Genomic DNA, 20,313 nt, shown 5'->3' on the forward strand with positions numbered 1-20,313 from the left:
CAGTGCGCGCGGCAGACGGGGCCGCGGGGCGCGTGAGCGGCCGGGCGGCGCGGCGCGTGGCAGGCCGGGCCGCGGGGCGCGTGGCAGGCCGGGCCGCGGGGCGCTTGGCGGGACTCATGGGGCTTCCGCCGCGGCCTCCACGAAGCGGCGCGCGACGGAGGGCTGCGCCGCCCAGTGGGTGTGCAGGTAGCTGGCGTGCACACCGTGCTGTACGAAGCCCTCGACGCGGCGCTCGGGATGCGTGAACCCCCACGCCGCCGCGGCCCCGGCGCCCGGCTCGATCGCCGTCCGGTGGAACTCGTGCCCCCGCAGCCGGGTCCCCGCCCGCGCCAGCACGCTGTCGGACACCGCCACCGCCTCGCGGTAGCCCAGCGTCAGCCGCTCCGTCATACGGGCGTCCGCGTCGAGCACCCCGCACATGGGCTTCCCGTCCAGCGACCGCGCCAGGTACAGCAGCCCGGCGCACTCGGCGGCCACCGGGCCGCCGGCCGCCGCGAAGGCGGCGACGGCCGCGCGCAGCGGCTCGTTGGCCGACAGTTCGGGCGCGTACACCTCGGGGAAGCCGCCGCCGATGACCAGACCGGCGGCTCCCGCGGGCAGGCGCTCGTCCCGGAGGGGGTCGAAGGTGACGACGTCCGCGCCGGCGGCGGCGAGCAGCTCCGCGTGCTCGGCGTAGGAGAAGGTGAAGGCCGGCCCGCCCGCCACGGCGACCACCGGCCGCCGGCCGGCGCTCCGCCCCGGATCCCGCGCCTCGAACGCCGGCGAGGCCGGATGCGGCTGCTGCCCTCCGCCCGGCGGGCCGGATCGCCCGAAGGGCGGTTCAAGTCCCGCCGGCGATTGAGGCGCGGGGTTCGCGGCGGAGCCCCCAGTGCCCGCCAGGGCACGCTCCGGCGACCACGCCTCGCCGTGCAGCGCCGGGGCCGTGCGGGCCAGGGCCAGCAGCGCGTCCAGGTCGCAGCCGGCCCGGACCTGTGCGGCCAGGGCCGAAACCGCGTCCAGCGCGTCCGCCCGCCGCTCGGCGACCGGGACCAGTCCCAGGTGCCGTGACGGCGCGGCCACTTGCGGAGCCCGCCGCAGGACGCCGAGCACCGGCATGCCCGCCTCCTCCAGTGCCTCCCGCAGCATCACCTCGTGCCGGTCGGAGCCGACCTTGTTGAGGATCACGCCGCCCAGCCGCACCTGCGGGTCGAACGACGCGAAGCCGTGCGCCAGCGCCGCCACCGACCGCGACTGCGAGGAGGCGTCGACCACCAGCACCACCGGCGCCCGCAGCAGCTTGGCGACGTGCGCGGTCGAGGCGAGTTCGCCCCGGCCCGCGGCCCCGTCGTACAGGCCCATCACACCCTCGACCACGGCCAGATCGCATCCGGCCGCCCCGTGCGCGAACAGCGGGGCGACCAGTTCCGGCCCGCACATGAAGGCGTCGAGGTTGCGCCCGGGCCGGCCGGTGGCCAGCGCGTGGTAGCCCGGGTCGATGTAGTCGGGCCCCGCCTTGTGCGGGGACACGGCGAGGCCGCGCTCCGAGAAGGCGGCCATCAGGCCCGTCGCGACGGTGGTCTTGCCGCTGCCGGAGGACGGCGCGGCGATGACCAGTCGCGGAATGTGGAGCGAGGTCACCACTCGATGCCCTTCTGGCCCTTCTGGCCGGCGTCCATCGGGTGCTTGACCTTGGTCATCTCGGTGACCAGGTCCGCGAACTCCACCAGCTTCTCCGGCGCGTTGCGCCCGGTGATCACCACGTGCTGCGTGCCGGGACGCTCCCGCAGCACCTCGATGACCTCGTCCACGTCGATCCAGCCCCAGTGCATCGGGTACGCGAACTCGTCCAGCACGTACAGCCTGTGCGTCTCGGCGGCCAGATCCCGCTTGACCTGCTCCCAGCCCTCCTTGGCCGCCTGCTCGTTGTCGAGCTGGGCGTCGCGCTGGACCCAGGACCAGCCCTCGCCCATCTTGTGCCACACGACCGAACCGCCCTCGCCGGAGGCGCCGAGCACCTTGAGCGCGTTCTCCTCGCCGACCTTCCACTTCGCCGACTTGACGAACTGGAACACCCCGATCGGCCAGCCCTGGTTCCAGGCGCGCAGCGCCAGTCCGAAGGCGGCCGTCGACTTGCCCTTACCGGGGCCGGTGTGGACGAAGACGAGCGGGCGGTTGCGGCGCTGGCGCGTCGTGAGTCCGTCATTCGGAACGACGGACGGCTGTCCCTGCGGCATTACGCGGCCCTCCTGTTGCTGCTGACATTGCTGTGTGATGCGTGAGATGTCACTGACTTCCGTACGTTCTTCACGAGCCCGGCCAGCGAGTCGGCCCGCAGCCCGTCGAGCGTGACGGCGGGTCCGCCCAGGTCGGCGGCCAGTACGCCGGCCAGCCCCAGCCGGACCGGCCCGGACTCGCAGTCCACGACCACGGAGGCGACGCCCTCGGCCTGCAACAGCCGGGCGCTGCGCCCCGCGAGTTCGCGCGGGTCGCCACCCGTGGCCCCGGCCGAAGTGGCCCGCCCGTCGGTGACGACCACGAGCAGCGGCCGGCGCGAGGGATCGCGCAACCGTTCGACGCGCAGCACCTCGTGGGCCTTCAGCAGCCCGGCGGCCAGCGGGGTGCGCCCGCCGGTGGGCAGCTGCTCCAGCCGGACCGCGGCCGCGTCCACCGAGGAGGTGGGCGGCAGCGCCAGTTCGGCCGTCGCCCCCCGGAAGGTGATCAGTCCGACCTTGTCCCGGCGCTGGTAGGCGTCCAGGAGCAGGGACACCACGGCGCCCTTGACCGCGCTCATGCGCCGCCGGGCGGCCATGGAGCCGGAGGCGTCCACGACGAAGAGCACGAGGTTGCCCTCACGGCCCTCCCGCGTGGCCTGGCGCAGATCGTCCTTGCGCACGACGAGCCCGCGACCGCTGCGCCCGCGCGCCTTCTGGTGCGGTGCGGCCGCCTGTACGGTCGCGGCCAGGTGCAGCTTCGTCAGCTGGCCCCGGGGGCGCTGCGCCCCGGTCGTCCGGCCGTGGGTGGTGCGGGCCCGGGAACGCCGTCCGGCCGCGCCCTCGCCGAGCCCCGGCACGCTCAGCGTCCTGGTCCGGAACGGCTCGGCGGCCCGTACGGCGGCCTGCGTGGGCGCGTCGGCGCCGGTGTCCGCGGGGCCGGTGTCCGCGTTCTCGGACGACTCGGCCCCGGCCGGCTCCGGGGCCTCGGCGGGGGAGTCGGCGCCGGGCCCCGTCTCGGCCTCCGGCCCGGGACCGGTCGGCGGCTGCCCGCAGGCCTCGTCGGCGCCGCCGCCCTGCGGGGGCGGCCCACCGCCGTCCGGGCCGTCACCGTCACCGCCGCCGTCCTTGCCGTCACCGTCGTCGTCCGGAGCCTCGCGCTCCGGGTCGGGGTCCGGATCCGGCTCGTCGTCGGGGAACTGATCCAGGATCTCGTCCAGCTTGTCCTCGTCGAGCCCGGGCGCGTCGAACGGATTGCGCCGCCGCCGGTGGGGGAGCGCCAGCAGCGCGGCCTGGCGTACGTCCTCCTTCCGTACGGCGGTCCGCCCGGCCCAGGCCGCCAGCGCGGTCGCGGTCCGCGCCATCACGATGTCGGCCCGCATGCCGTCGACCTCGAAGCCGGCGCAGGTCGCGGCGATCTGCAACAGGGCCGTGTCGCCGAGCCGGACCTGCGGCAGCAGGGCCCGCGCCGCCACCACCCGGGCGCGGACCGCGTGCTCCTCCCCGGCCCAGCGGCCCGCGAAGCCCGCGGGGTCGTCCTCGTACGCGAGCCGGCGGCGCACCACCTCGACGCGCTGGGCGGGCTCACGGGAGGCGGCAACCTCGACGGTCAGCCCGAAGCGGTCCAGGAGCTGCGGACGCAGCTCGCCCTCCTCGGGGTTCATCGTGCCGACGAGCAGGAAGCGGGCGGCGTGGCGTACGGAGACGCCCTCCCGCTCGACGTACGAGGCGCCCATCGCGGCGGCGTCCAGCAGGACGTCGATCAGGTGGTCGTGCAGCAGGTTGACCTCGTCGACGTACAGGATGCCCCGGTGAGCGTCGGCCAGCAGGCCGGGCTCGAAGGCCTTCACGCCTTCGGCGAGGGCCCGTTCGATGTCGAGGGCCCCGACGAGGCGGTCCTCGGAGGCGCCGACGGGCAGCTCCACCATGCGCGCGGGCCGCGACCCGCCGGGGCCGGGCTCGTGCGGGCCGTCGGGGCAGCCCGGGTCGGGTGCACCCGGCGCGCACGAGAACCGGCAGCCGGGGACGACGTCCACCTGCGGCAGCAGCGCGGTCAGCGCCCGCACGGCGGTGGACTTGGCGGTGCCCTTCTCACCGCGCACGAGCACCCCGCCGACCGCCGGGCTCACGGCGTTGAGCAGCAGCGCGAGCCGCAGATCGTCCTGACCGACGACGGCCGAGAAGGGGAAGAGTGCGCCGTTCATGAACCGATCACTCCTTCGAGTGGCTTGTTTCGACACACTCGCCGGCGCACTCGCCGACGTGTTCCGATCGTGCAAGGGCCGCTGTGTGCTGCCCGCTCACGTGGGGGTGATCCCGGATGGGGCGTGCTCACGCGTTGCTCACTCCTGTGCTCCCCCGTGCTGCCCGCGCACGCGGGGACGGTATGTCCTGCCCGACCCTTTGACGGAACTGCCGCTCCTTGTGACGGAACTGCCGCTCCTCTCCTCGCCCCCGCCCGGACGGGGGCGCTCACGGCGCGCCCGGCGGCAGGAACGGCAGCCCCGCGGGGGCGCCCTTCTCGATGAGCCGCAGCAGGGCGCCGGTGTCGGCGTGCTCCTCGATCAGATCGCCGAGCAGGTCCAGCTGCTCCTCCCGCAGCGCTCCGAAGGACGTGTCGGGAGCCGGTACGAAGCGCCGCCCGGCCGCCGCCGCGACCTCGCGCAGGAACGCCCGGCGAAAGCCGTCCGACTCCAGCGAGCCGTGCCAGTGCGTGCCCCACACCGATCCGACCCGGCAGCCGTCCAGGAAGGGCTCGCCTCCCAGCACTTCGGCCACGCCGTGGTGGATCTCGTACCCCTCGACCGGGTGCCCCAGCGCCGAACCCACCGGCCGCGCCAGGGTCTTCTCCGGCGCGAAGCGCACCCGTACGGGCAGCAGGCCGAGGCCCGCCACCGACCCGGCCCGGGATTCGACCTCGTCCTCGATGTGCTCGCCGAGCACCTGGAACCCGCCGCAGATGCCGAGGACCGGCCGCCCCTCGGCGGCCCGCCGGGCCAGCGCGTCGGCGAACCCGCGCTCGCGCAGCCACGCCAGGGCCTTCACCGTGCCCCGCGTACCGGGTACGACGACCAGGTCGGCGTCGGCCAGTTCCTCGGCCCGGTCCACGAACCGCACCACGACCCCCGGTTCGGCCGCGAGCGCGTCGACGTCCGTGAAGTTCGACATCAGCGGCACCGCGCAGACCGCGACGCGCAGTACGTCCGCCCCGAGGGGCGCGGTGACCGCGGACTCCCGTACCGCGCCCCGCAAGGAGACGCGCAGCCCGTCCTCCTCGTCGATGCCGAGCCCGTGCCGGAAGGGCAGCACCCCGTACGTCGCCCGGCCGGTCAGGCCGCGCAGCATCTCCATGCCCGGCTCCAGCAGCGATACGTCGCCCCGGAACTTGTTGACGAGGTACCCCGCGATCAGCGCCTGGTCCTGCGGCGAGAGCAGCGCCGTCGTCCCGAAGAAGGACGCGAAGACCCCGCCCCGGTCGATGTCCCCGACCACGACCACCGGGAACCGCGCGGCCCGCGCGATCCCCATGTTGACGATGTCGGTCCGGCGCAGGTTGATCTCGGCCGGACTCCCCGCCCCCTCGCAGATCACGGCGTCATACGTGCCCCGCAACTGCTCCAGGCAGTCCGTGACGATGCCGAGCAACTGCTCCTGCCGTCCCCCGCGCAGTGCCTCCCCGGACGTCCCTCCGGACATGCCCCCGGACGCGCCGAAGAAACCGCGCGCCGTCATCTCGCCCACCGGCTTGCCCAGCAGCACCACCTGACTGCTGCGGTCGCTGCCGGGCTTGAGCAGCACCGGGTTCATCAGGGCCGTCGGCTCCACCCGGGCCGCCTGCGCCTGCATGGCCTGGGCGCGCCCGATCTCGGCGCCCTCCCGCGTCACGAAGGAGTTCAGGGACATGTTCTGCGCCTTGAAGGGCGCCACCTTCACGCCCTGCCGGGCCAGCCAGCGGCAGATGCCCGCCGTGACCACGCTCTTGCCCGCGTCCGAGGTCGTTCCCGCGACGAGCAGCCCGCCGCCCCGCTTCGGCCCGCTCATGCGCGCCGCCCCCTTCCTGTACGGGAAACCAGCAGCCGGGCCGCCACACAGGCGCCCAGCGCCAGCCAGGTCACCTGCCGCGACAGCCGTACCGCCCGCTCGATGTCCGCGACCTCCACGGGCCGCCCCGCCTCGCCGTTGAGCACGGCCCGGTGCTCCACCCGCCCGCCGTAGGCGAGCGTCCCGCCGAGCCGTACGCCGAGCGCCCCGGCGAAGGCGGCCTCCACCGGTCCGGCGTTCGGGCTCGGGTGTCCGGCGGCGTCCGCGCGCCAGGCCCGTACGGCCCCTCGCCGGTCAGGACCGGCCAGTACCGCCGCGAGGGCCGTCAGCCGGGCCCCCGGCCAGCCCGCCAGATCGTCCAGCCGGGCCGAGGCCCAGCCGTAGCGCAGGTAGCGGGGCGACTTGTGGCCCACCATCGCGTCCAGGGTGTTCACGGCACGGAAGGCGAGCAGCCCGGGGACCCCGGCGACGGCCCCCCACACCAGCGCCCCCACCACGGCGTCGGAGGTGTTCTCCGCGACCGATTCCACGACCGCACGCGCCATCTGCTGCTCGTCCAGGGCCTGCGGGTCGCGCCCGCACAGGTGCGGCAGCCGCTCCCGGGCGACCTCGGCGTCCCCGGCGGCGAGCGCCCCGCCGATGGCGCGGGCCTCCCGGCCCAGCGAGGTGCCGCCCACGACGGCCCAGGTGGCGGTGGCGGTCAGGGCGAGACGGGCGGCCGCGGGCCGGGCGCGCACGGCGCGGGCGCCGAGCGCGCCGACGGCGGCCGCGCCCCCGGCGCAGATCAAGGTGTGCAGGACGCCCCGGGCGCGGTCGTCGCGCCACAGGGCGCGTTCGACGGCGGCGGCGGCTCGTCCGAAGGCGGCCACGGGGTGCCCTCGGCGCGGATCCCCGAGGATCCGGTCGCCGATCAGGCCCGCCGTGGCGCCGTACGCGAAGACGCGATCGGCACGCATGGTGGCAGGTATGTCCTCACTCAGGGTCCGCGCCCTGGTTCGACGTGTCCGGCGGTGAGAGTTCCTGGCTCCCGGGGGCGCACGCCCGCGTGGGCCGCGCTCCGGTGACAGTGGCGGGACCGCGCCGGATTCGCACCGGACTTCCTCTCCTGCCGCCGTATTGGCCCGGGCAGTCCACCACGCCCCGCGAAGGCCCGTCAACTCGCCGTTGACCTGGGGTGGGTGCGGGACCGCGCCCCGGGCCGGGCATGCGAAAGCTCCCCCCGGGAGACCCGGGGGGAGCTGCCATCCAGCGTGTGTCAGACGACGATCAGGTAGATCCCGAAGGTCACGGCCGCCGCGCAGAGCGCGAAGCAGACGTACGCACCACTGCGGGCGATGGTCGCGGCGCCTCCCTGCTCGGTGGCGGCCTCGTGCTTGGAGAGGCCCACCAGACCCAGGGTGAACAGGGCCACGAGCGCGACGGTGGCGGAGAGACTGACCCCGAAGACGGAGCCGAGTGCTGCCCAGTCGATCTTCATACTGCCGTTCCTCTGTGTGTCTCGGCGTGCTCGGTGTGCGCGGTCAGACCGCGGCGGCCGGAGCCGCCGGGGTCGCCGCGGCGGCCGGGATGGTGGCCCTGAGGTCCTCGTCGGTCACGGCGGCGGTCGTACCGGCCGCGACGCTCACCGGCGGGACCGCGACGGCGGCCATGGCCGTGGTGACGACATCGGCCGGCTCGGAGGCGGTGTCCGCGGCGAGCGGCTCGACCTCGTTGACGTTGTTGTGGTCGACGACCTGGCGGCGCGAGATGAGCCAGATGGCGGCGCAGGAGGCGACCAGGAAGACCGCGACGGCGGCGACGCCCAGATCACCGGTCCGCGTCACCAGTTCGGCGGCCGCGGCGATCAGACCGGCGGCCGGCAGGGTCAGACCCCAGGCGATGAACATGCGCGTCGCGGTGGACCAGCGGACCACACCGCCCTTGCGGCCCAGGCCCGCACCCATGACCGCACCGGAGCACGAGTGGGTGGTGGACAGCGAGAAGCCGAGGTTCGAGGAGGCCAGGATGACGCTGGCGGCCGAGGTCTGGGCGGCGAAGCCCTGCTGCGGATGCAGGTCGGTGAGCCCCTTGCCCATGGTGCGGATGATGCGCCAGCCGCCCAGGTAGGTGCCCATGGCGATCGCCAGACCGGCGGAGACGATGACCCAGACCGGCGGGTTGGAGCCGGGGACGAGCACGCCGCCGGCGACCAGCGCCAGGGTGATGATGCCCATCGTCTTCTGCGCGTCGTTGGTGCCGTGCGCGAGCGAGACGAGACCGGCGGAGGCGATCTGCCCGGACCGGTAGCCCTTGGCCGAGGTCTTGTCGCCCAGCTGCTTGCCGATCCGGTACGTGACCTTCGTGGCCAGCATCGCGGCGAGACCGGCGACCAGCGGCGCGGCGATGGCCGGCAGCAGCACCTTGGTGATGACGACGCCGCCGTTGACGGCGGAGAAGCCGGCCGAGGCGACGGCCGCACCGATCAGGCCGCCCATCAGGGCGTGCGAGGAGCTGGAGGGCAGACCGACCAGCCAGGTCAGCAGGTTCCAGAGGATCGCGCCGACCAGCGCGGCGAAGATGACCTCCGGCTGGATCCCGCTCTCGTTGATGAGTCCGCTGGAGATCGTCTTGGCGACCTCCACCGACAGGAACGCGCCGACGAGGTTCAGCACGGCGGACATGGCCACCGCGGTCTTGGGCTTGAGGGCGCCTGTCGAGATGGTGGTGGCCATCGCGTTGGCCGTGTCGTGGAAACCGTTCGTGAAGTCGAACACGAGAGCGGTAACGATCACGATCCCGAGGAGAAGCGTTATGTGCTCCATTTACCCAGGCTTCTGTTTGGCGTCAGTGGCTCCGCGACCGTAAGCAACCCGGATGAACGGAAGGTGAACTGACACGGTCGGACCGGTGTACTGACGCGGCGCGGGATCGGGGCATTCACCCCGGTCCAGCCGTAGTTATATCGATTAATGCACGTCAGAGGCGGGTGAACACCACTCGTCCGCGGTGAACCGGGAGCAGCCGGACCCACTCGCGCGGCATCCCGAAGAGACCCACATCACGCCTCCGCACCGGGGAACGAAGCGGCCCGCGCCCAGCCCGCATCCGGACCGCGAGCCCGCCGCCACGCCGCTTGCGGAGTGGGCGACTCCGGTGGCCCGCCGGAGCCCGCGCCTCGACACTGGAGCGGTGCGTACCGCCACAGCGACGGCAGCGGCCGTCACCACCACCCTCCTGGGCGCCGCCGCGGCCTGCGTCGCGGCCGGCCGGTACGCCGCCGACGCGGCCCTGCGGCCCCGCCCGGGCCGCCCGCTGCCCGGCGGACCGCGCCTGACCGTGCACTCCACCGCCGCCGGCCGGATCACACTGACCCGCTCCCTGGCCTCCCTGCGCCCCGGTACGTACGGCCTGCACGCGCCGGGTACCCACGCCGTCGTCGGACCCGTACTCCCCGACGCCCCGCACGATCCCGACACCGTCGTACGGCGGCTGCTCGCCGTCACCCACGGCAGTCTCGGCCCCGGTAGCCGCGTCCGCCTCACCCCGCAGGTCCACCTCGGCGACCCGCGCACCGCCCTCGGCCTCGACCACGCCGACGTGGACGTCCCCGGAGAGCTCGGCCCGCTGCCGGCCTGGTTCGTCCCCGCCGCCCGGGACGCCTGGGTGATCACCGTCCACGGGCTGGGCGCGGGCCGCGAACAGCCGATGGTCGTCATGCCCTTCCTGCACCGCCACCGGCTGCCCGTCCTCGACCTGGCCTACCGCGGCGACCTCGGCGCCCCCGCCCCGCCGGACGGCCTCGGCCACCTCGGCCAATCGGAGTGGCGGGACCTGGACGCGGCCATCCGCTACGCCGTGCGCTACGGCGCCCGGCACGTGATCCTGCACGGCTGGTCCACCGGCGCCACCATGGCCCTGCACGCCGCCGAGCGCTCGGCGCTCGCCGGCCGAATCGCCGGGCTGGTGCTGGACTCGCCGGTGCTCGACTGGCACGCCACCCTGCGCCGGCTCGTCGCGGCCCGCCGCATCCCGGCCGCGGTGCTGCCGCTCGCGGTACGCGCCGCCGAGGGCCGTACGGGGCTGCGCGCCGACCGCCGGCCGCCGGGCGCGGACCCCGGCGCGCTGCGCGTCCCCGTCCTGATCTTCCACGGTCCGGACGACACGCTCGCCCCCTGGGAACCCTCCCGCCGCCTCGCCGCCGCCCGCCCCGACCTCGTCACCCTGCACACCGTGCGCGAAGCGGGGCACGGGGCCATGTGGAACGCGGACCCGGACACCTACGAGGAAACCCTGCGCCGCTTCCTCGTTCCGCTGATGTGAGGGCCCGGCAGGATCCGAAAGACACGCCCTTGGTGCCCCGCGGGTGGCTTGTCCTGGTCTGTACCAGGGGCGGCAGTGGTAACGGTCGGTTCCGTTTGGGCTTTCGGCCAGTGACGGGCGAGACTGCTTCCGTGACGTCCCGAAAGCCTGATGAGCAGTTGGCTCGCGACTCCAGACTCCGACTCGTCTCCCCGCGTTCCGTCGCCGCGGCCCGCAAGGCGGTGAGCGACCGGCGCACCCGGACGGCCCCGAGGCCCCCGGCGGGCACGCCCGCCACGGCGGACCTCGCGAACCGGGCCCGGGCCTCGCTCGCCGACGCCGTACGCCTGACCCGATGGGCCGAGCGCAACCTCGGCGCGGGGGACGGAGGACGCCCCGCACCGGCCGGCGCGCTGCCCGCCTCCGACGTCGAACGCGCCGCCGCGGACCTGAACCTGACACACGGCCAGATCCGGGTCGGCTGGGACCGCGCCCGGCTCGCCGGACTCGTGGAGGTGCACGGGGGCCACGCCCGGCCCGGCTGGCGGCTGCGCGCCTGGGACCGTGACGACACCGCCGTACTGCGCGGCTGGGTCGCCCTCTTCGACGCCTGGTCGCTGGTCCACCCCGCCCCCGCGGACATCGCCCCCGCGGTGGTCGCGGAGGTCGTCGAGGCGATGCCCCAACTCCTTTCGCTGCTCCAGCTGTCGGCCGGCCCCGTGACCGTCCCCGACCTGCTCGACCTGCTCGGACAGCGCGTCACCGAACTGCGTGACGAGCGGTGCGAGATCCCCTATGCCGCCTCGCCGCACGAGGCCGCACCGGCCCCGCAGGCCGCACCGGCGCCGCAGGCGACCCTCCCCGCGCCCCCCGTCCCGCTCGCCCGCCTGCTGCGCTGGGCGCTCGGCGGGCTCGCCGCCGTGGACGCCGTCACCCTCGGTCCCGCGCAGGCCACCCTCACCCCGCTCGGCAGCTGGGCCGTCTGGGTCAAGCTGGAGCAGATCTGTGTCGCGGCCCAGAGCCAGGCCGGGAACATCGAGCAGTCGGCCGCCGCCATGCTGCACGGCTGCGCCCGGCTCACCCCCGGTCCGGCCCGCGCCGAATACCAGGCCTGGCTCGCTGCCCGGCCCGTCGGCCACGCCGTCAGCGAGCTCCTGCACGCCGCCCGGGGCGAGGACGCACTGCTGCGCGGCCTCGCCTTCGAGGCGCTGCGCGTGGTCGGCGCCCCCGCCGAGCCCGATGTGCGCGCCGCCGTACGGGATCCGGCCCTGCGGCCCTACGCCCTGCTCTGGCTGGCCGAGCACGACGGAGTCGACCCCGACGAGGCCCAGGACGTCCTCACCGCCGAGGAGTCGACCTGGCTCTGGGTGGACACCGCCGCCGCCATCGCCGACCACGGCGAAGCCGATCTGCTGGCCCGCCACCTGGACTCGGCCGTGCGGACCACCGTCCCCCGGCTCTTGGACGAGGTCCGCGCCGTCGGCCATCCGCGCACCGTGCAGGTCCTGGTCGCGCTGGCCGCCGCCCATCCCGACCCCGCCCTGGCCAAGGCGGTACGCCGGGCCGCGTTCCAGGTCCACACCGGCGGCGCGTAGCGCCCCGTACGGCAGCCGCGCACGGGCGGGCGCGTACGGGGGCGTATGCGTAACGGGAGTGCGTACGGGGCATGCGTACGCGCCGTGCGTACGCGCCGCGCGGTCAGACCTGCGGCGCGTACGTCCCGAAGCTCCAGATGTTGCCCTCACCGTCCCGGGCCATGTAGTCCCGCGAGCCGTAGTCCTGGTCGGTGGGCTCCATCAGGATCTCGGCGCCGTGCTCGACGGCCCGCCGGTGATGGGCGTCGACGTCCTCCACGACCACATAGACGCCGGACGGCCCGGCGTCCTTCATGGCCTTGTCGAAGACCCCGCCGGTGCCCTTGCTGCCGAGCATGACGACGCCGTTGCCGTACGCCAGCTCGGCGTGCACCACCGCGCCGTTCTCGGCTTCGTACACCGCGACCTGGTTGAAGCCGAACGCCTCGGTCAGCAGCTTGATGGCCGCCTTCGCATCGCGGTAGACCAGGGTGGGACAGATGGACGGAACGCCTGCCATGACGATCACTCCCTCTCGTGTGTGTGACCCACGACACAGCATGGCAGGCGCCACCGACAGTGACCGGAAGGTGCGGCGCCGCGCCATGTCGCCCGTGCCGCAGCCCTGGTCGGACCACTGCCGGCGCTGCTCCGCCCGCCCGTGCGTCCATGACCCGGGGGGTCGTCCGGCCCCGAGCTTCCCTGACCCGGACGAGTGACGCCGGGGAGGGGGCCGGAGGTCGCCCGGGCCACCCGGCCGCCCCCATAACTAGTTGCGCACCCCCGGTAGAATGTCTCCCATGGCAAATCTCCTCGCGGATTAGCGGCGTCGAAGCTTCGCGTCCTGCCCCCCTTCCGCCGTCCCCACCGCTCTGGAGTATTTCCGTGATCACCGCCACCGGCATCGAGCTGCGCGCCGGCGCCCGCATCCTCATCGAGTCCGCCTCCTTCCGCGTCGCCAAGGGGGACCGCATCGGCCTGGTGGGCCGCAACGGAGCGGGCAAGACGACCCTCACCAAGTGCCTGGCGGGCGAGGGACAGCCCGCGGCCGGCGCCATCGCGCGCTCGGGCGAGGTCGGCTACCTCCCGCAGGACCCGCGCACCGGCGACCTCGACGTCCTGGCGAGCGACCGGATCCTCTCCGCCCGCGGTCTCGACGTCCTGCTGAAGAAGATGCGCATGAACGAGGAGCGCATCTCCTCCGGCTCGGGCGCCACCCGGGAGAAGGCGCTGCGCCAGTACGAGCGCCAGGAGACCGAGTTCCTGACCAAGGGCGGGTACGCCGCCGAATCCGAGGCCGCCACCATCTCGGCCGCCCTCGGCCTGCCCGACCGGGTGCTCGGCCAGCCGCTGCACACCCTCTCCGGTGGCCAGCGCCGCCGGGTCGAGCTCGCCCGGATCCTGTTCTCGGACGCCGACACCCTGCTCCTCGACGAGCCCACGAACCACCTGGACGCCGACTCGATCGTCTGGCTGCGGGACTACCTGAAGAACTACCGCGGCGGCTTCATCGTGATCTCCCACGACGTCGACCTGGTCGAGACCGTCGTCAACAAGGTCTTCTACCTGGACGCCAACCGCGCCCAGATCGACGTCTACAACATGGGCTGGAAGCTCTACCAGCAGCAGCGCGAGGCCGACGAGAAGCGCCGCAAGCGCGAGCGCCAGAACGCGGAGAAGAAGGCCGCGGCCCTGAACACGCAGGCCGACAAGATGCGCGCCAAGGCCACCAAGACCGTCGCCGCGCAGAACATGGCCAAGCGCGCCGAGCGGCTGCTCTCCGGCCTCGACGCGGTCCGCGTCTCCGACAAGGTCGCCAAGCTCCGCTTCCCGGACCCGGCGCCCTGCGGCAAGACCCCGCTGACCGCCGAGGGCCTGTCGAAGTCGTACGGCTCGCTGGAGATCTTCACCGACGTGGACCTGGCCATCGACAAGGGCTCCCGCGTCGTGATCCTCGGTCTCAACGGCGCCGGCAAGACCACCCTGCTCCGCCTGCTGTCGGGCACCGAGAAGCCCGACACCGGCCAGGTCACCCCCGGTCACGGCCTCAAGCTCGGCTACTACGCCCAGGAGCACGAGACCCTGGACCCGGAGCGCACGGTCCTGGAGAACATGCGCTCCTCGGCGCCGGACCTGGACCTGGTCTCCGTACGCAAGACCCTCGGCTCGTTCCTGTTCTCGGGGGACGACGTGGACAAGCCCGCCGGGGTGCTCTCCGGCGGCGAGAAGACCCGGCTGGCCCTGGCCACGCTGGTCGTCTCCTCCGCGAACGTCCTGCTCCTCGACGAGCCCACCAACAACCTCGACCCGGCCAGCCGCGAGGAGATCCTCGGCGCGCTGCGCACCTACAAGGGCGCCGTCATCCTCGTCACGCACGACGAGGGCGCGGTGGAGGCCCTGGAGCCGGAGCGGATCATCCTGCTCCCGGACGGCGTCGAGGACCTGTGGGGCCCGGACTACCGGGACCTGGTGGCCCTCGCCTGACCTCCGCAGGGGTGATCCAGTTCCTTATGGATCATTCGGCTCACGGGTGATCCGTCATCTGAGTGAGGGCTTCTCGTACCGCTGCACGTCGTACGACGGCCCCGGCCGCACTCACAAGGGTGCGCGACCGGGGTCGTTCTGCTGTCGGCATCAGGTCTCTGACCTGGGAGTTCCCGATAATGCGGGCGAAGTGTGACCGAGATCATGCACTCGAAGGGGAGATTCCGTTCTGCTCGTGTGTCCACTACCCGGGAAATGCCGTCGTACGGACCTTGCTGAATGGGTGGCCAGGAAGCGTGGGAGGGGTGATCATGAGAAGTCCAGAGCGCACTTCCCATGAGGAGGCACGGGTGGCCGAGACTCTGAAGAAGGGCAGCCGGGTAACCGGCGCCGCGCGCGACAAGCTCGCGGCAGACCTGAAGAAGAAGTACGACTCCGGTGCGAGTATCCGGGCGCTGGCCGAGGAGACCGGCCGGTCCTATGGATTCGTCCACCGAATGCTCAGTGAGTCCGGGGTCTCGCTGCGTGGTCGTGGTGGCGCGACACGCGGCAAGAAGGCGGCTACGGCCTGACCCCGGTCCAACAGTCCAAGAGATCCAGCGGATCCATCCGATCCAAGGTCTTTCTCCTGTCCCAACGGTTCCTTCGGTGACCCCCGGTCGGCTCAGCGGTCGGCTGGGTGGTTACTGTGCAGTCACTTAGGCCGGGCTTGCGGCCGACTGCACACCGGAGGCATACAGATGGCTCTGCTCGACAAGGACGGCGTACGGCTCACCGTGGACGATGCGGTCGCCACGGTGACACTGACCAATCCGGCCAAGCGAAACGCTCAATCCCCCGCGCTCTGGCGGGCTTTGGCGGAAGCCGGAAGGTCGTTGCCGGGCACCGTCCGGGTCGTCGTGCTGCGCGGTGAGGGCAAATCCTTCTCCGCCGGACTCGACCGGCAGGCCTTCACCCCCGAGGGCTTCGAGGGGGAGCCGTCCTTCCTCGACCTGGCCCGCGGTTCGGACGATCTGCTCGATGCCACCATCGCCGCATACCAGGAGGCGTTCACCTGGTGGCGGCGCAACGACGTCGTCTCCATTGCCGCCGTGCAGGGGCACGCGATCGGTGCCGGCTTCCAGCTCGCGCTCGCGTGCGACCTGCGCGTGGTCGCGGACGACGTGCAGTTCGCCATGCGCGAGACCAGCCTCGGCCTGGTCCCCGACCTGGCCGGGACGCAGCCCCTGACCTCCCTGGTCGGCTACGCCCGTGCGCTCGAAATCTGCGCGACGGGCCGCTTCGTGCATGCCGACGAGGCCGAGCGGGTCGGCCTCGCCAATCTGGTGGTCCCCGTGGAGGAGCTCGACGCCGCCGTCCAGGACCTCACCACGGCCCTGCTGGCCCCGCCGCGGGACGCCGTGATCGAGACGAAGGCGCTGCTGCGCGACGCGCCCTCCCGCCCGTACGACGACCAGCGCGCCGCCGAGCGCGCGGCCCAGGCCAGGCGCCTGCGCGATCTGGCGGGCCTCTCCGACTGATCCCGCCCCCCGGCCTTCGCGGTCCGGGCCTCCGGCACCCAGCTTCCCGCCCCGCCTCCCCCCCCCGGAGGCGGGGCGGCGGCATGCCCGGGCCGATGCGGGGCAGAAACAGGCGGGCGGATAGGCCCCCGGACGGGCGAGACCCAAAACCCGTACCAGCCGACCGGCCCAGTCGCGGGCGCGTCGCAGGACATGCCCGCTTACGGTGGTGAGGAGTCCGCACAGCGCGAAGGACGCTCCGCTTCTGATTCCATCTGATTCCTAAGGAAACGCGATGACCGAATCCGCATCAGCATCAGGCAGCCTGGGAAAGTCGACCGGCTCCGGCAGGGAGCCCGCCGAGCGGGGGCGTACGAGCATCGCCGACGGGGTGGTCGAGAAGATCGCCGGGATGGCCGCCCGTGAGGTGGCCGGCGTGCACGCCATGGGCAGCGGCAGCGGCCTCTCCCGCACCTTCGGGGCCGTGCGCGAACGGGTGCCCGGCGGCGCCAAGGCGGCGGTCAGCCGTGGGGTGAAGGCCGAGGTCGGCGAGGTCCAGACCGCTCTGGACCTGGAGATCGTCGTCGAGTACGGCGTGTCGATCCGTGACGTGGCCAGGGACGTCCGTGAGAACGTCATCGCGGCGGTCGAGCGGATGGCCGGCCTGGAGGTCGTGGAGGTCAACATCGCGGTCAGCGACGTCAAGCTGCCCGACGAGGAGGAAGAGGAACCGGAGTCCCGGCTTCAGTAACCTTCCGCAACAGCGTGTGCCATTGCGCCGAAAGGAGTCCGCATGAGCATGGCGGTCGTCGGCCTGCTGGCCGGCATGGCACTCGGGTTCGCCGGGTACTTCGGCGGGTTCGGGGCGTTCCTACTGGTGGCGGCGCTGGGAGCCATCGGCTTCATCGCCGGCCGGTTCCTCGACGGCGACCTGGAACCGGGCGACCTGTTCCGGCCCCGGGACCGCGACGAGCGGCGCAGGTGAGGCGCCGGTGACCACACCACGCCCCAGCACGCCCCAGCCCGTTCCGGGCAGGCCCGCACCCTCCCAGGTGGCTCCCGCCGACCGGGGATCCACCCGTATCGCCGACCGGGTCGTGGCCAAGATCGCGGCGCAGGCGGCCCGCGAGGCGCTCGGCGCCGAACCGGGCGGCCCCGCGCCGCACGCCACGGTCACCGTGCACCACGACATCGCCCGGGTACGGGTGAGCCTGGAACTCGACTACCCCTCCGACCTCGCCGCACAGTGCGCGGCCGTGCGGCGCCAGGTCGCCCTGCGTATCGAGGAGTACGCCGCCATGGCCGTACCCGAGGTGGACATCGACATCGAGCACCTGCACTCCCCACACGTCTCCCCGCACGCCCGGCCCGTGGCCGGGCATGAGCGGCGGCTGCGGTGACGGCCCCCGCCGCCCCGCCGGAGGCCGCGCCGCCGCACGCCGCCGTCCGCCGGTTCCGCTCCGCGCGCCGGATCCCGGCCGCCCTCACCGCCCTGGCGGTCCTGGGGGTGGCGGGCCTGTTCCTGTACGACCTGGCCTCCGTACGGGCCCACCGGCCCGGCATGCGCTGGCGGCGGGAACTGGTCCACCACCTGCAGACGCGCACCCCGGCGGATCCGGAAGTACTGCTGGCGGCCGGGATCCTCGCGGTCCTCGGCGCGCTGCTCCTGGTGCTGGCCCTCACCCCCGGGCTGCGCGGGATCCTGCCGATGCTGCCGCCGGCCACGGAGCGCGATCAGGCCCCCGGGGCCGAGGTACGGGCCGGACTCGGACGCAAGGCCGCCGCGCTGGTGCTGCGGGACCGGGCCATGGAGGTGCCAGGAGTGCGGTCGGTCCGGGTCAGGGCTGGCCGGGCCCGCATCACCGTGCGGGCCGCCTCGCACTTCCGCGAACTGGACGACGTACGGGCCGACCTGGACGCGGTCCTCGCCGTCGGCGTCCGCGAACTGGGCCTCGCGCATCCTCCGCGGACACGCGTACGGGTCCGCCGCGCCGCCGGTGTGAAGGGGTGAGGGAAATGCTCGGGGTGGTGAACCGGATCCTGCTGGCCCTGACCGGGCTGGTGCTGCTGGCCGCGGGAGCGTCGGTGCTGACGGCCTCCTGGCCGCTGGGCGGCCGCCACGCGCCGCTGCTGACGGCGGCGGCCCGGCGGCGGTACCTGCATGCCGAGGGCTGGTGGTGGTGGGCGGTGCTCGCCGGACTGGGGCTGTGCGTGCTGCTGGCGCTGTGGTGGCTGCTGGCCCAGCTGAAGCGGTCCCGGCTGACGGCGGTGGTCGTGGACACCGGGGACGGGGCCTTCGCCCTGCTGCGGGGACGCGCGCTGGAGGAGGCGGTGGCGGCGGAGGCCGGCGCCCTGGACGGAGTGGCCCATTGCCGGGTCGCGTTGCGCGGAAGGCGCGGGGCGCCCACCCTGAGGGTCGCGCTGGAACTGGAGCCGCATGCCGTCCCGGCCGACGCGCTGGCCGGCCTGGCCGGTCCGGTCCTGACCCACGCCCGCACCTCAATGGGCCTGCGTCAACTCCCGACCGAGGCCCGCCTCCAGGTCGCCGGCCACCGCGCGCGGCGTGTGACGTAGCGGCCGCCGCCCTGCCGCGAAAACGACGGGCCCCGGGGACGACCGGTCAGAAACCGTGCCGCGAGCCGCCGTCGACCGGCAGCATGACGCCCGTCAGGTAGGAGGCCGCCGGGGAGAGCAGGAAGGCCGCGGTTCGGCCGAACTCCTGCGGGGTGCCGTAGCGACCCAGCGGAATGCGTGATTCCTGACCGGCCCGCGCGGCCCGCGCATCGCCCGACAGGGCGTCCAGCTCCCGGACGCGGTCGGTGTCGATGCGGGCCGGGAGCAGGCCGACGACCCGGATGCCGCGCGGCCCGAGGTCCACGGAGAGGGACTTCGCGAAACCGGCCAGACCGGGGCGCAGCCCGTTGGAGATGGCCAGGCCGGGGGCCGGCTCGTGGACCGAGCTGGAGAGGACGAAGCCGATGACCCCGCCCTCGCCGAGCTCGGCGGCCGCGGCGCGGGCCAGGCGGACCGCGCCGAGGAAGACGGAGTCGAAGGCAGCCGTCCACTGCGCGTCGGTGTTGTCCGCCGCCGTGCCCGGGGGCGGGCCGCCGACGCTGATGAGGATGCCGTCGAAGCGGCCGAAGCGCTCCCGCGCGGTGGCGATGAGCTGCCCGGGCGTCCGCTGGTCGGCGTTGTCGGCCGCCACACCGATGGCGTCCGGGCCGAGCGAGGCGGCGGCCGCGGCGGCGCGCTCCCCGTCGCGGCCCGTCACGACGACCTTCGCGCCCTCGGCGGTCAATTCACGGGCGGAGGCGAAGCCGAGGCCGCGCGTGGCCCCGGTGACGACATAGACACGGTCCTTCAATTCAAGATCCATGCCGACACGCTACGCCGTCGCGGGCTCCGGCCGGGCGGCTCGGGCCGCTTCCTCGGCGCGGTCGCGCTTCTCCCGCCGGACCAGGACCACCCAGCCCAGGGGCACGCCGGCGGCGAACAGCCACCACTGGACGGCGTACGCCATGTGCGCGCCGATCGAGTCGTGGTCGGGCTCGGCGACCGGTTCGGGACCGCCGTCCGGCGGGGCCGGAGTGGTGAGTTCCAGGTAGCCGCCGAGGACGGGCCGGCCCAGGGCCGCCGTCTGCTGCGCGCTGTTGATCAGCATCACCTGGCGGTCCGGAAGCCCCTTGCGGTCCTTGATCCCGCTGCCGCCGCTGGTCTCGTCCCCCTTCAGCCGCCCCGCGATCGTCACCTCGCCCGCGGGCGCCGCCGGAACCGCCGGGTACGTGCGGGGATCGCCGCCGCCCGGCACCCAGCCGCGGTTGACGAGCACCACCCGGCCGTCGGCGAGCACGAGCGGGGTCACGACGTGGAAGCCGACCTTGTCGTCGTTGGAGGTCCGCATCCGTACGACGACCTCGTGCGCGGTGTCGTAGGTTCCGGTCGCGCTGACCGCCCGCCAGAAGTCCGCGCGCGGGACCTGGTGGCCGGGGGAGGTGATGTCGGTCACGGGTACCGGCCGGGCCCGCAGGTTCGCCTCGATCAGCTGGTTCTGTGCGACCCGGTGCTCATGGCGGTGGAACTGCCAGAACCCGAGCTTGACCATCACGGGGATGAGGACGAGGGCGACGAGGGTGAGGCACACCCACTGCCGGGTCAGCACAAAGCGGTACACGCCCACGACGGTACCCGCAGTCGGGCCGGCCCCGGCGGCCGGGTGGCCGTCCGGGGCCGTGGCGTACGGGGGAGCCG

General features: G+C 73.8%; 20 protein-coding genes and 1 riboswitch. Of the genes, 10 read left to right on the forward strand and 10 right to left on the reverse strand.

Going from position 1 to position 20,313, the window contains the following annotated elements:
• Positions 1-114: 114 nt before the first annotated feature.
• The 7 genes from ACWDX7_RS08895 to ACWDX7_RS08925 all read right to left on the reverse strand — a co-directional run bounded on the left by ACWDX7_RS08895 (position 115) and on the right by ACWDX7_RS08925 (position 9,031).
• Positions 115-1,620, reverse strand: a complete 1,506-nt coding sequence (locus tag ACWDX7_RS08895; protein WP_451492326.1) for a cobyrinate a,c-diamide synthase — start codon at positions 1,618-1,620, stop codon at positions 115-117.
• A complete protein-coding gene (gene cobO, locus ACWDX7_RS08900; RefSeq protein ID WP_451492327.1) occupies positions 1,614-2,213 on the reverse strand; it encodes a cob(I)yrinic acid a,c-diamide adenosyltransferase in 600 nt (199 codons plus the stop codon). Before cobO ends, ACWDX7_RS08895 begins: the two co-directional genes overlap by 7 nt.
• On the reverse strand, positions 2,213-4,393 hold the full coding sequence (locus tag ACWDX7_RS08905) for a putative cobaltochelatase (RefSeq protein WP_451492328.1): 2,181 nt from the start codon (positions 4,391-4,393) through the stop codon (positions 2,213-2,215). The genes cobO and ACWDX7_RS08905 overlap by 1 nt, the downstream gene beginning before the upstream one ends.
• A 268-nt stretch (positions 4,394-4,661) precedes the next feature.
• The gene (locus ACWDX7_RS08910; RefSeq protein WP_451492329.1) at positions 4,662-6,230 is read right to left on the reverse strand and encodes a cobyric acid synthase; all 1,569 of its coding nucleotides are present in this window, start codon (positions 6,228-6,230) and stop codon (positions 4,662-4,664) included.
• Positions 6,227-7,186: a cobalamin biosynthesis protein gene (locus ACWDX7_RS08915; RefSeq protein WP_451492330.1), complete on the reverse strand. Its 960-nt coding sequence runs from the start codon at positions 7,184-7,186 to the stop codon at positions 6,227-6,229. Before ACWDX7_RS08915 ends, ACWDX7_RS08910 begins: the two co-directional genes overlap by 4 nt.
• A 59-nt stretch (positions 7,187-7,245) precedes the next feature.
• A riboswitch (cobalamin riboswitch) is annotated at positions 7,246-7,332 on the reverse strand.
• Positions 7,333-7,485: 153 nt separating this feature from the next.
• Complete coding sequence (locus ACWDX7_RS08920) at positions 7,486-7,707, reverse strand: hypothetical protein (protein WP_451492331.1); 222 nt, start codon at positions 7,705-7,707, stop codon at positions 7,486-7,488.
• Between the two features lie 43 nt (positions 7,708-7,750).
• Positions 7,751-9,031, reverse strand: coding sequence for an anion permease (locus ACWDX7_RS08925; RefSeq protein WP_451492332.1), 1,281 nt, complete (start codon positions 9,029-9,031; stop codon positions 7,751-7,753).
• 367 nt (positions 9,032-9,398) lie between these two features.
• Here ACWDX7_RS08925 and ACWDX7_RS08930 point away from each other — a divergent pair, with 367 nt between their 5' ends.
• The gene (locus ACWDX7_RS08930) at positions 9,399-10,529 is read left to right on the forward strand and encodes an alpha/beta hydrolase family protein (RefSeq protein WP_451492333.1); all 1,131 of its coding nucleotides are present in this window, start codon (positions 9,399-9,401) and stop codon (positions 10,527-10,529) included.
• Positions 10,530-10,660: 131 nt separating this feature from the next.
• Positions 10,661-12,103 (forward strand): hypothetical protein, encoded by a 1,443-nt coding sequence (locus ACWDX7_RS08935; RefSeq protein WP_451492334.1) that lies wholly within the window; start codon positions 10,661-10,663, stop codon positions 12,101-12,103.
• A gap of 103 nt (positions 12,104-12,206) precedes the next feature.
• Here ACWDX7_RS08935 and ACWDX7_RS08940 read toward each other — a convergent pair whose 3' ends face one another.
• Positions 12,207-12,602, reverse strand: a complete 396-nt coding sequence (locus ACWDX7_RS08940; protein ID WP_451492335.1) for a VOC family protein — start codon at positions 12,600-12,602, stop codon at positions 12,207-12,209.
• Between the two features lie 365 nt (positions 12,603-12,967).
• Between ACWDX7_RS08940 and ACWDX7_RS08945 the strand changes: the two genes are divergently transcribed.
• The 8 genes from ACWDX7_RS08945 (at position 12,968) to amaP (ending at position 18,639) form a co-directional block, all read left to right on the forward strand.
• On the forward strand, positions 12,968-14,566 hold the full coding sequence (locus ACWDX7_RS08945; protein WP_451492336.1) for an ABC-F family ATP-binding cassette domain-containing protein: 1,599 nt from the start codon (positions 12,968-12,970) through the stop codon (positions 14,564-14,566).
• A gap of 350 nt (positions 14,567-14,916) precedes the next feature.
• Positions 14,917-15,138 carry a helix-turn-helix domain-containing protein gene (locus ACWDX7_RS08950; RefSeq protein WP_030010789.1) on the forward strand — a complete coding sequence of 74 codons (222 nt, stop codon included), beginning with the start codon at positions 14,917-14,919 and terminating at the stop codon, positions 15,136-15,138.
• A gap of 168 nt (positions 15,139-15,306) precedes the next feature.
• Positions 15,307-16,086 (forward strand): enoyl-CoA hydratase/isomerase family protein, encoded by a 780-nt coding sequence (locus ACWDX7_RS08955; RefSeq protein ID WP_451492337.1) that lies wholly within the window; start codon positions 15,307-15,309, stop codon positions 16,084-16,086.
• Between the two features lie 274 nt (positions 16,087-16,360).
• A complete protein-coding gene (locus ACWDX7_RS08960; RefSeq protein ID WP_451492338.1) occupies positions 16,361-16,816 on the forward strand; it encodes an Asp23/Gls24 family envelope stress response protein in 456 nt (151 codons plus the stop codon).
• Positions 16,817-16,858: 42 nt separating this feature from the next.
• Positions 16,859-17,050: a hypothetical protein gene (locus tag ACWDX7_RS08965; protein WP_451492339.1), complete on the forward strand. Its 192-nt coding sequence runs from the start codon at positions 16,859-16,861 to the stop codon at positions 17,048-17,050.
• Between the two features lie 7 nt (positions 17,051-17,057).
• Positions 17,058-17,465, forward strand: coding sequence for an Asp23/Gls24 family envelope stress response protein (locus ACWDX7_RS08970; RefSeq protein WP_451492340.1), 408 nt, complete (start codon positions 17,058-17,060; stop codon positions 17,463-17,465).
• Positions 17,462-18,076 (forward strand): DUF6286 domain-containing protein, encoded by a 615-nt coding sequence (locus ACWDX7_RS08975; protein WP_451492341.1) that lies wholly within the window; start codon positions 17,462-17,464, stop codon positions 18,074-18,076. Before ACWDX7_RS08970 ends, ACWDX7_RS08975 begins: the two co-directional genes overlap by 4 nt.
• A complete protein-coding gene (gene amaP, locus ACWDX7_RS08980; protein ID WP_451492342.1) occupies positions 18,073-18,639 on the forward strand; it encodes an alkaline shock response membrane anchor protein AmaP in 567 nt (188 codons plus the stop codon). Before ACWDX7_RS08975 ends, amaP begins: the two co-directional genes overlap by 4 nt.
• Before the next feature lie 46 nt (positions 18,640-18,685).
• Here amaP and ACWDX7_RS08985 read toward each other — a convergent pair whose 3' ends face one another.
• Positions 18,686-19,441, reverse strand: coding sequence for an SDR family oxidoreductase (locus ACWDX7_RS08985; protein ID WP_451492343.1), 756 nt, complete (start codon positions 19,439-19,441; stop codon positions 18,686-18,688).
• A gap of 9 nt (positions 19,442-19,450) precedes the next feature.
• Positions 19,451-20,236 (reverse strand): SURF1 family cytochrome oxidase biogenesis protein, encoded by a 786-nt coding sequence (locus tag ACWDX7_RS08990; RefSeq protein WP_451492344.1) that lies wholly within the window; start codon positions 20,234-20,236, stop codon positions 19,451-19,453.
• Positions 20,237-20,313 lie beyond the last annotated feature (77 nt).

The sequence above is a fragment of the Streptomyces sp. NPDC003034 genome (assembly GCF_053591375.1).

Excerpts from the sequence above, each read along its gene's own strand:
- ACWDX7_RS08920 (WP_451492331.1), bottom strand. The coding sequence starts at position 7,707 with ATGAAGATCGACTGGGCAGCACTCGGCTCCGTCTTCGGGGTCAGTCTC.
- ACWDX7_RS08955 (WP_451492337.1), top strand. The coding sequence starts at position 15,307 with ATGGCTCTGCTCGACAAGGACGGCGTACGGCTCACCGTGGACGATGCG.
- ACWDX7_RS08960 (WP_451492338.1), top strand. The coding sequence starts at position 16,361 with ATGACCGAATCCGCATCAGCATCAGGCAGCCTGGGAAAGTCGACCGGC.
- ACWDX7_RS08910 (WP_451492329.1), bottom strand. The coding sequence starts at position 6,230 with ATGAGCGGGCCGAAGCGGGGCGGCGGGCTGCTCGTCGCGGGAACGACC.
- ACWDX7_RS08965 (WP_451492339.1), top strand. The coding sequence starts at position 16,859 with ATGAGCATGGCGGTCGTCGGCCTGCTGGCCGGCATGGCACTCGGGTTC.
- ACWDX7_RS08915 (WP_451492330.1), bottom strand. The coding sequence starts at position 7,186 with ATGCGTGCCGATCGCGTCTTCGCGTACGGCGCCACGGCGGGCCTGATC.
- ACWDX7_RS08905 (WP_451492328.1), bottom strand. The coding sequence starts at position 4,393 with ATGAACGGCGCACTCTTCCCCTTCTCGGCCGTCGTCGGTCAGGACGAT.
- ACWDX7_RS08985 (WP_451492343.1), bottom strand. The coding sequence starts at position 19,441 with ATGGATCTTGAATTGAAGGACCGTGTCTATGTCGTCACCGGGGCCACG.
- cobO (WP_451492327.1), bottom strand. The coding sequence starts at position 2,213 with ATGCCGCAGGGACAGCCGTCCGTCGTTCCGAATGACGGACTCACGACG.
- ACWDX7_RS08925 (WP_451492332.1), bottom strand. The coding sequence starts at position 9,031 with ATGGAGCACATAACGCTTCTCCTCGGGATCGTGATCGTTACCGCTCTC.
- ACWDX7_RS08940 (WP_451492335.1), bottom strand. The coding sequence starts at position 12,602 with ATGGCAGGCGTTCCGTCCATCTGTCCCACCCTGGTCTACCGCGATGCG.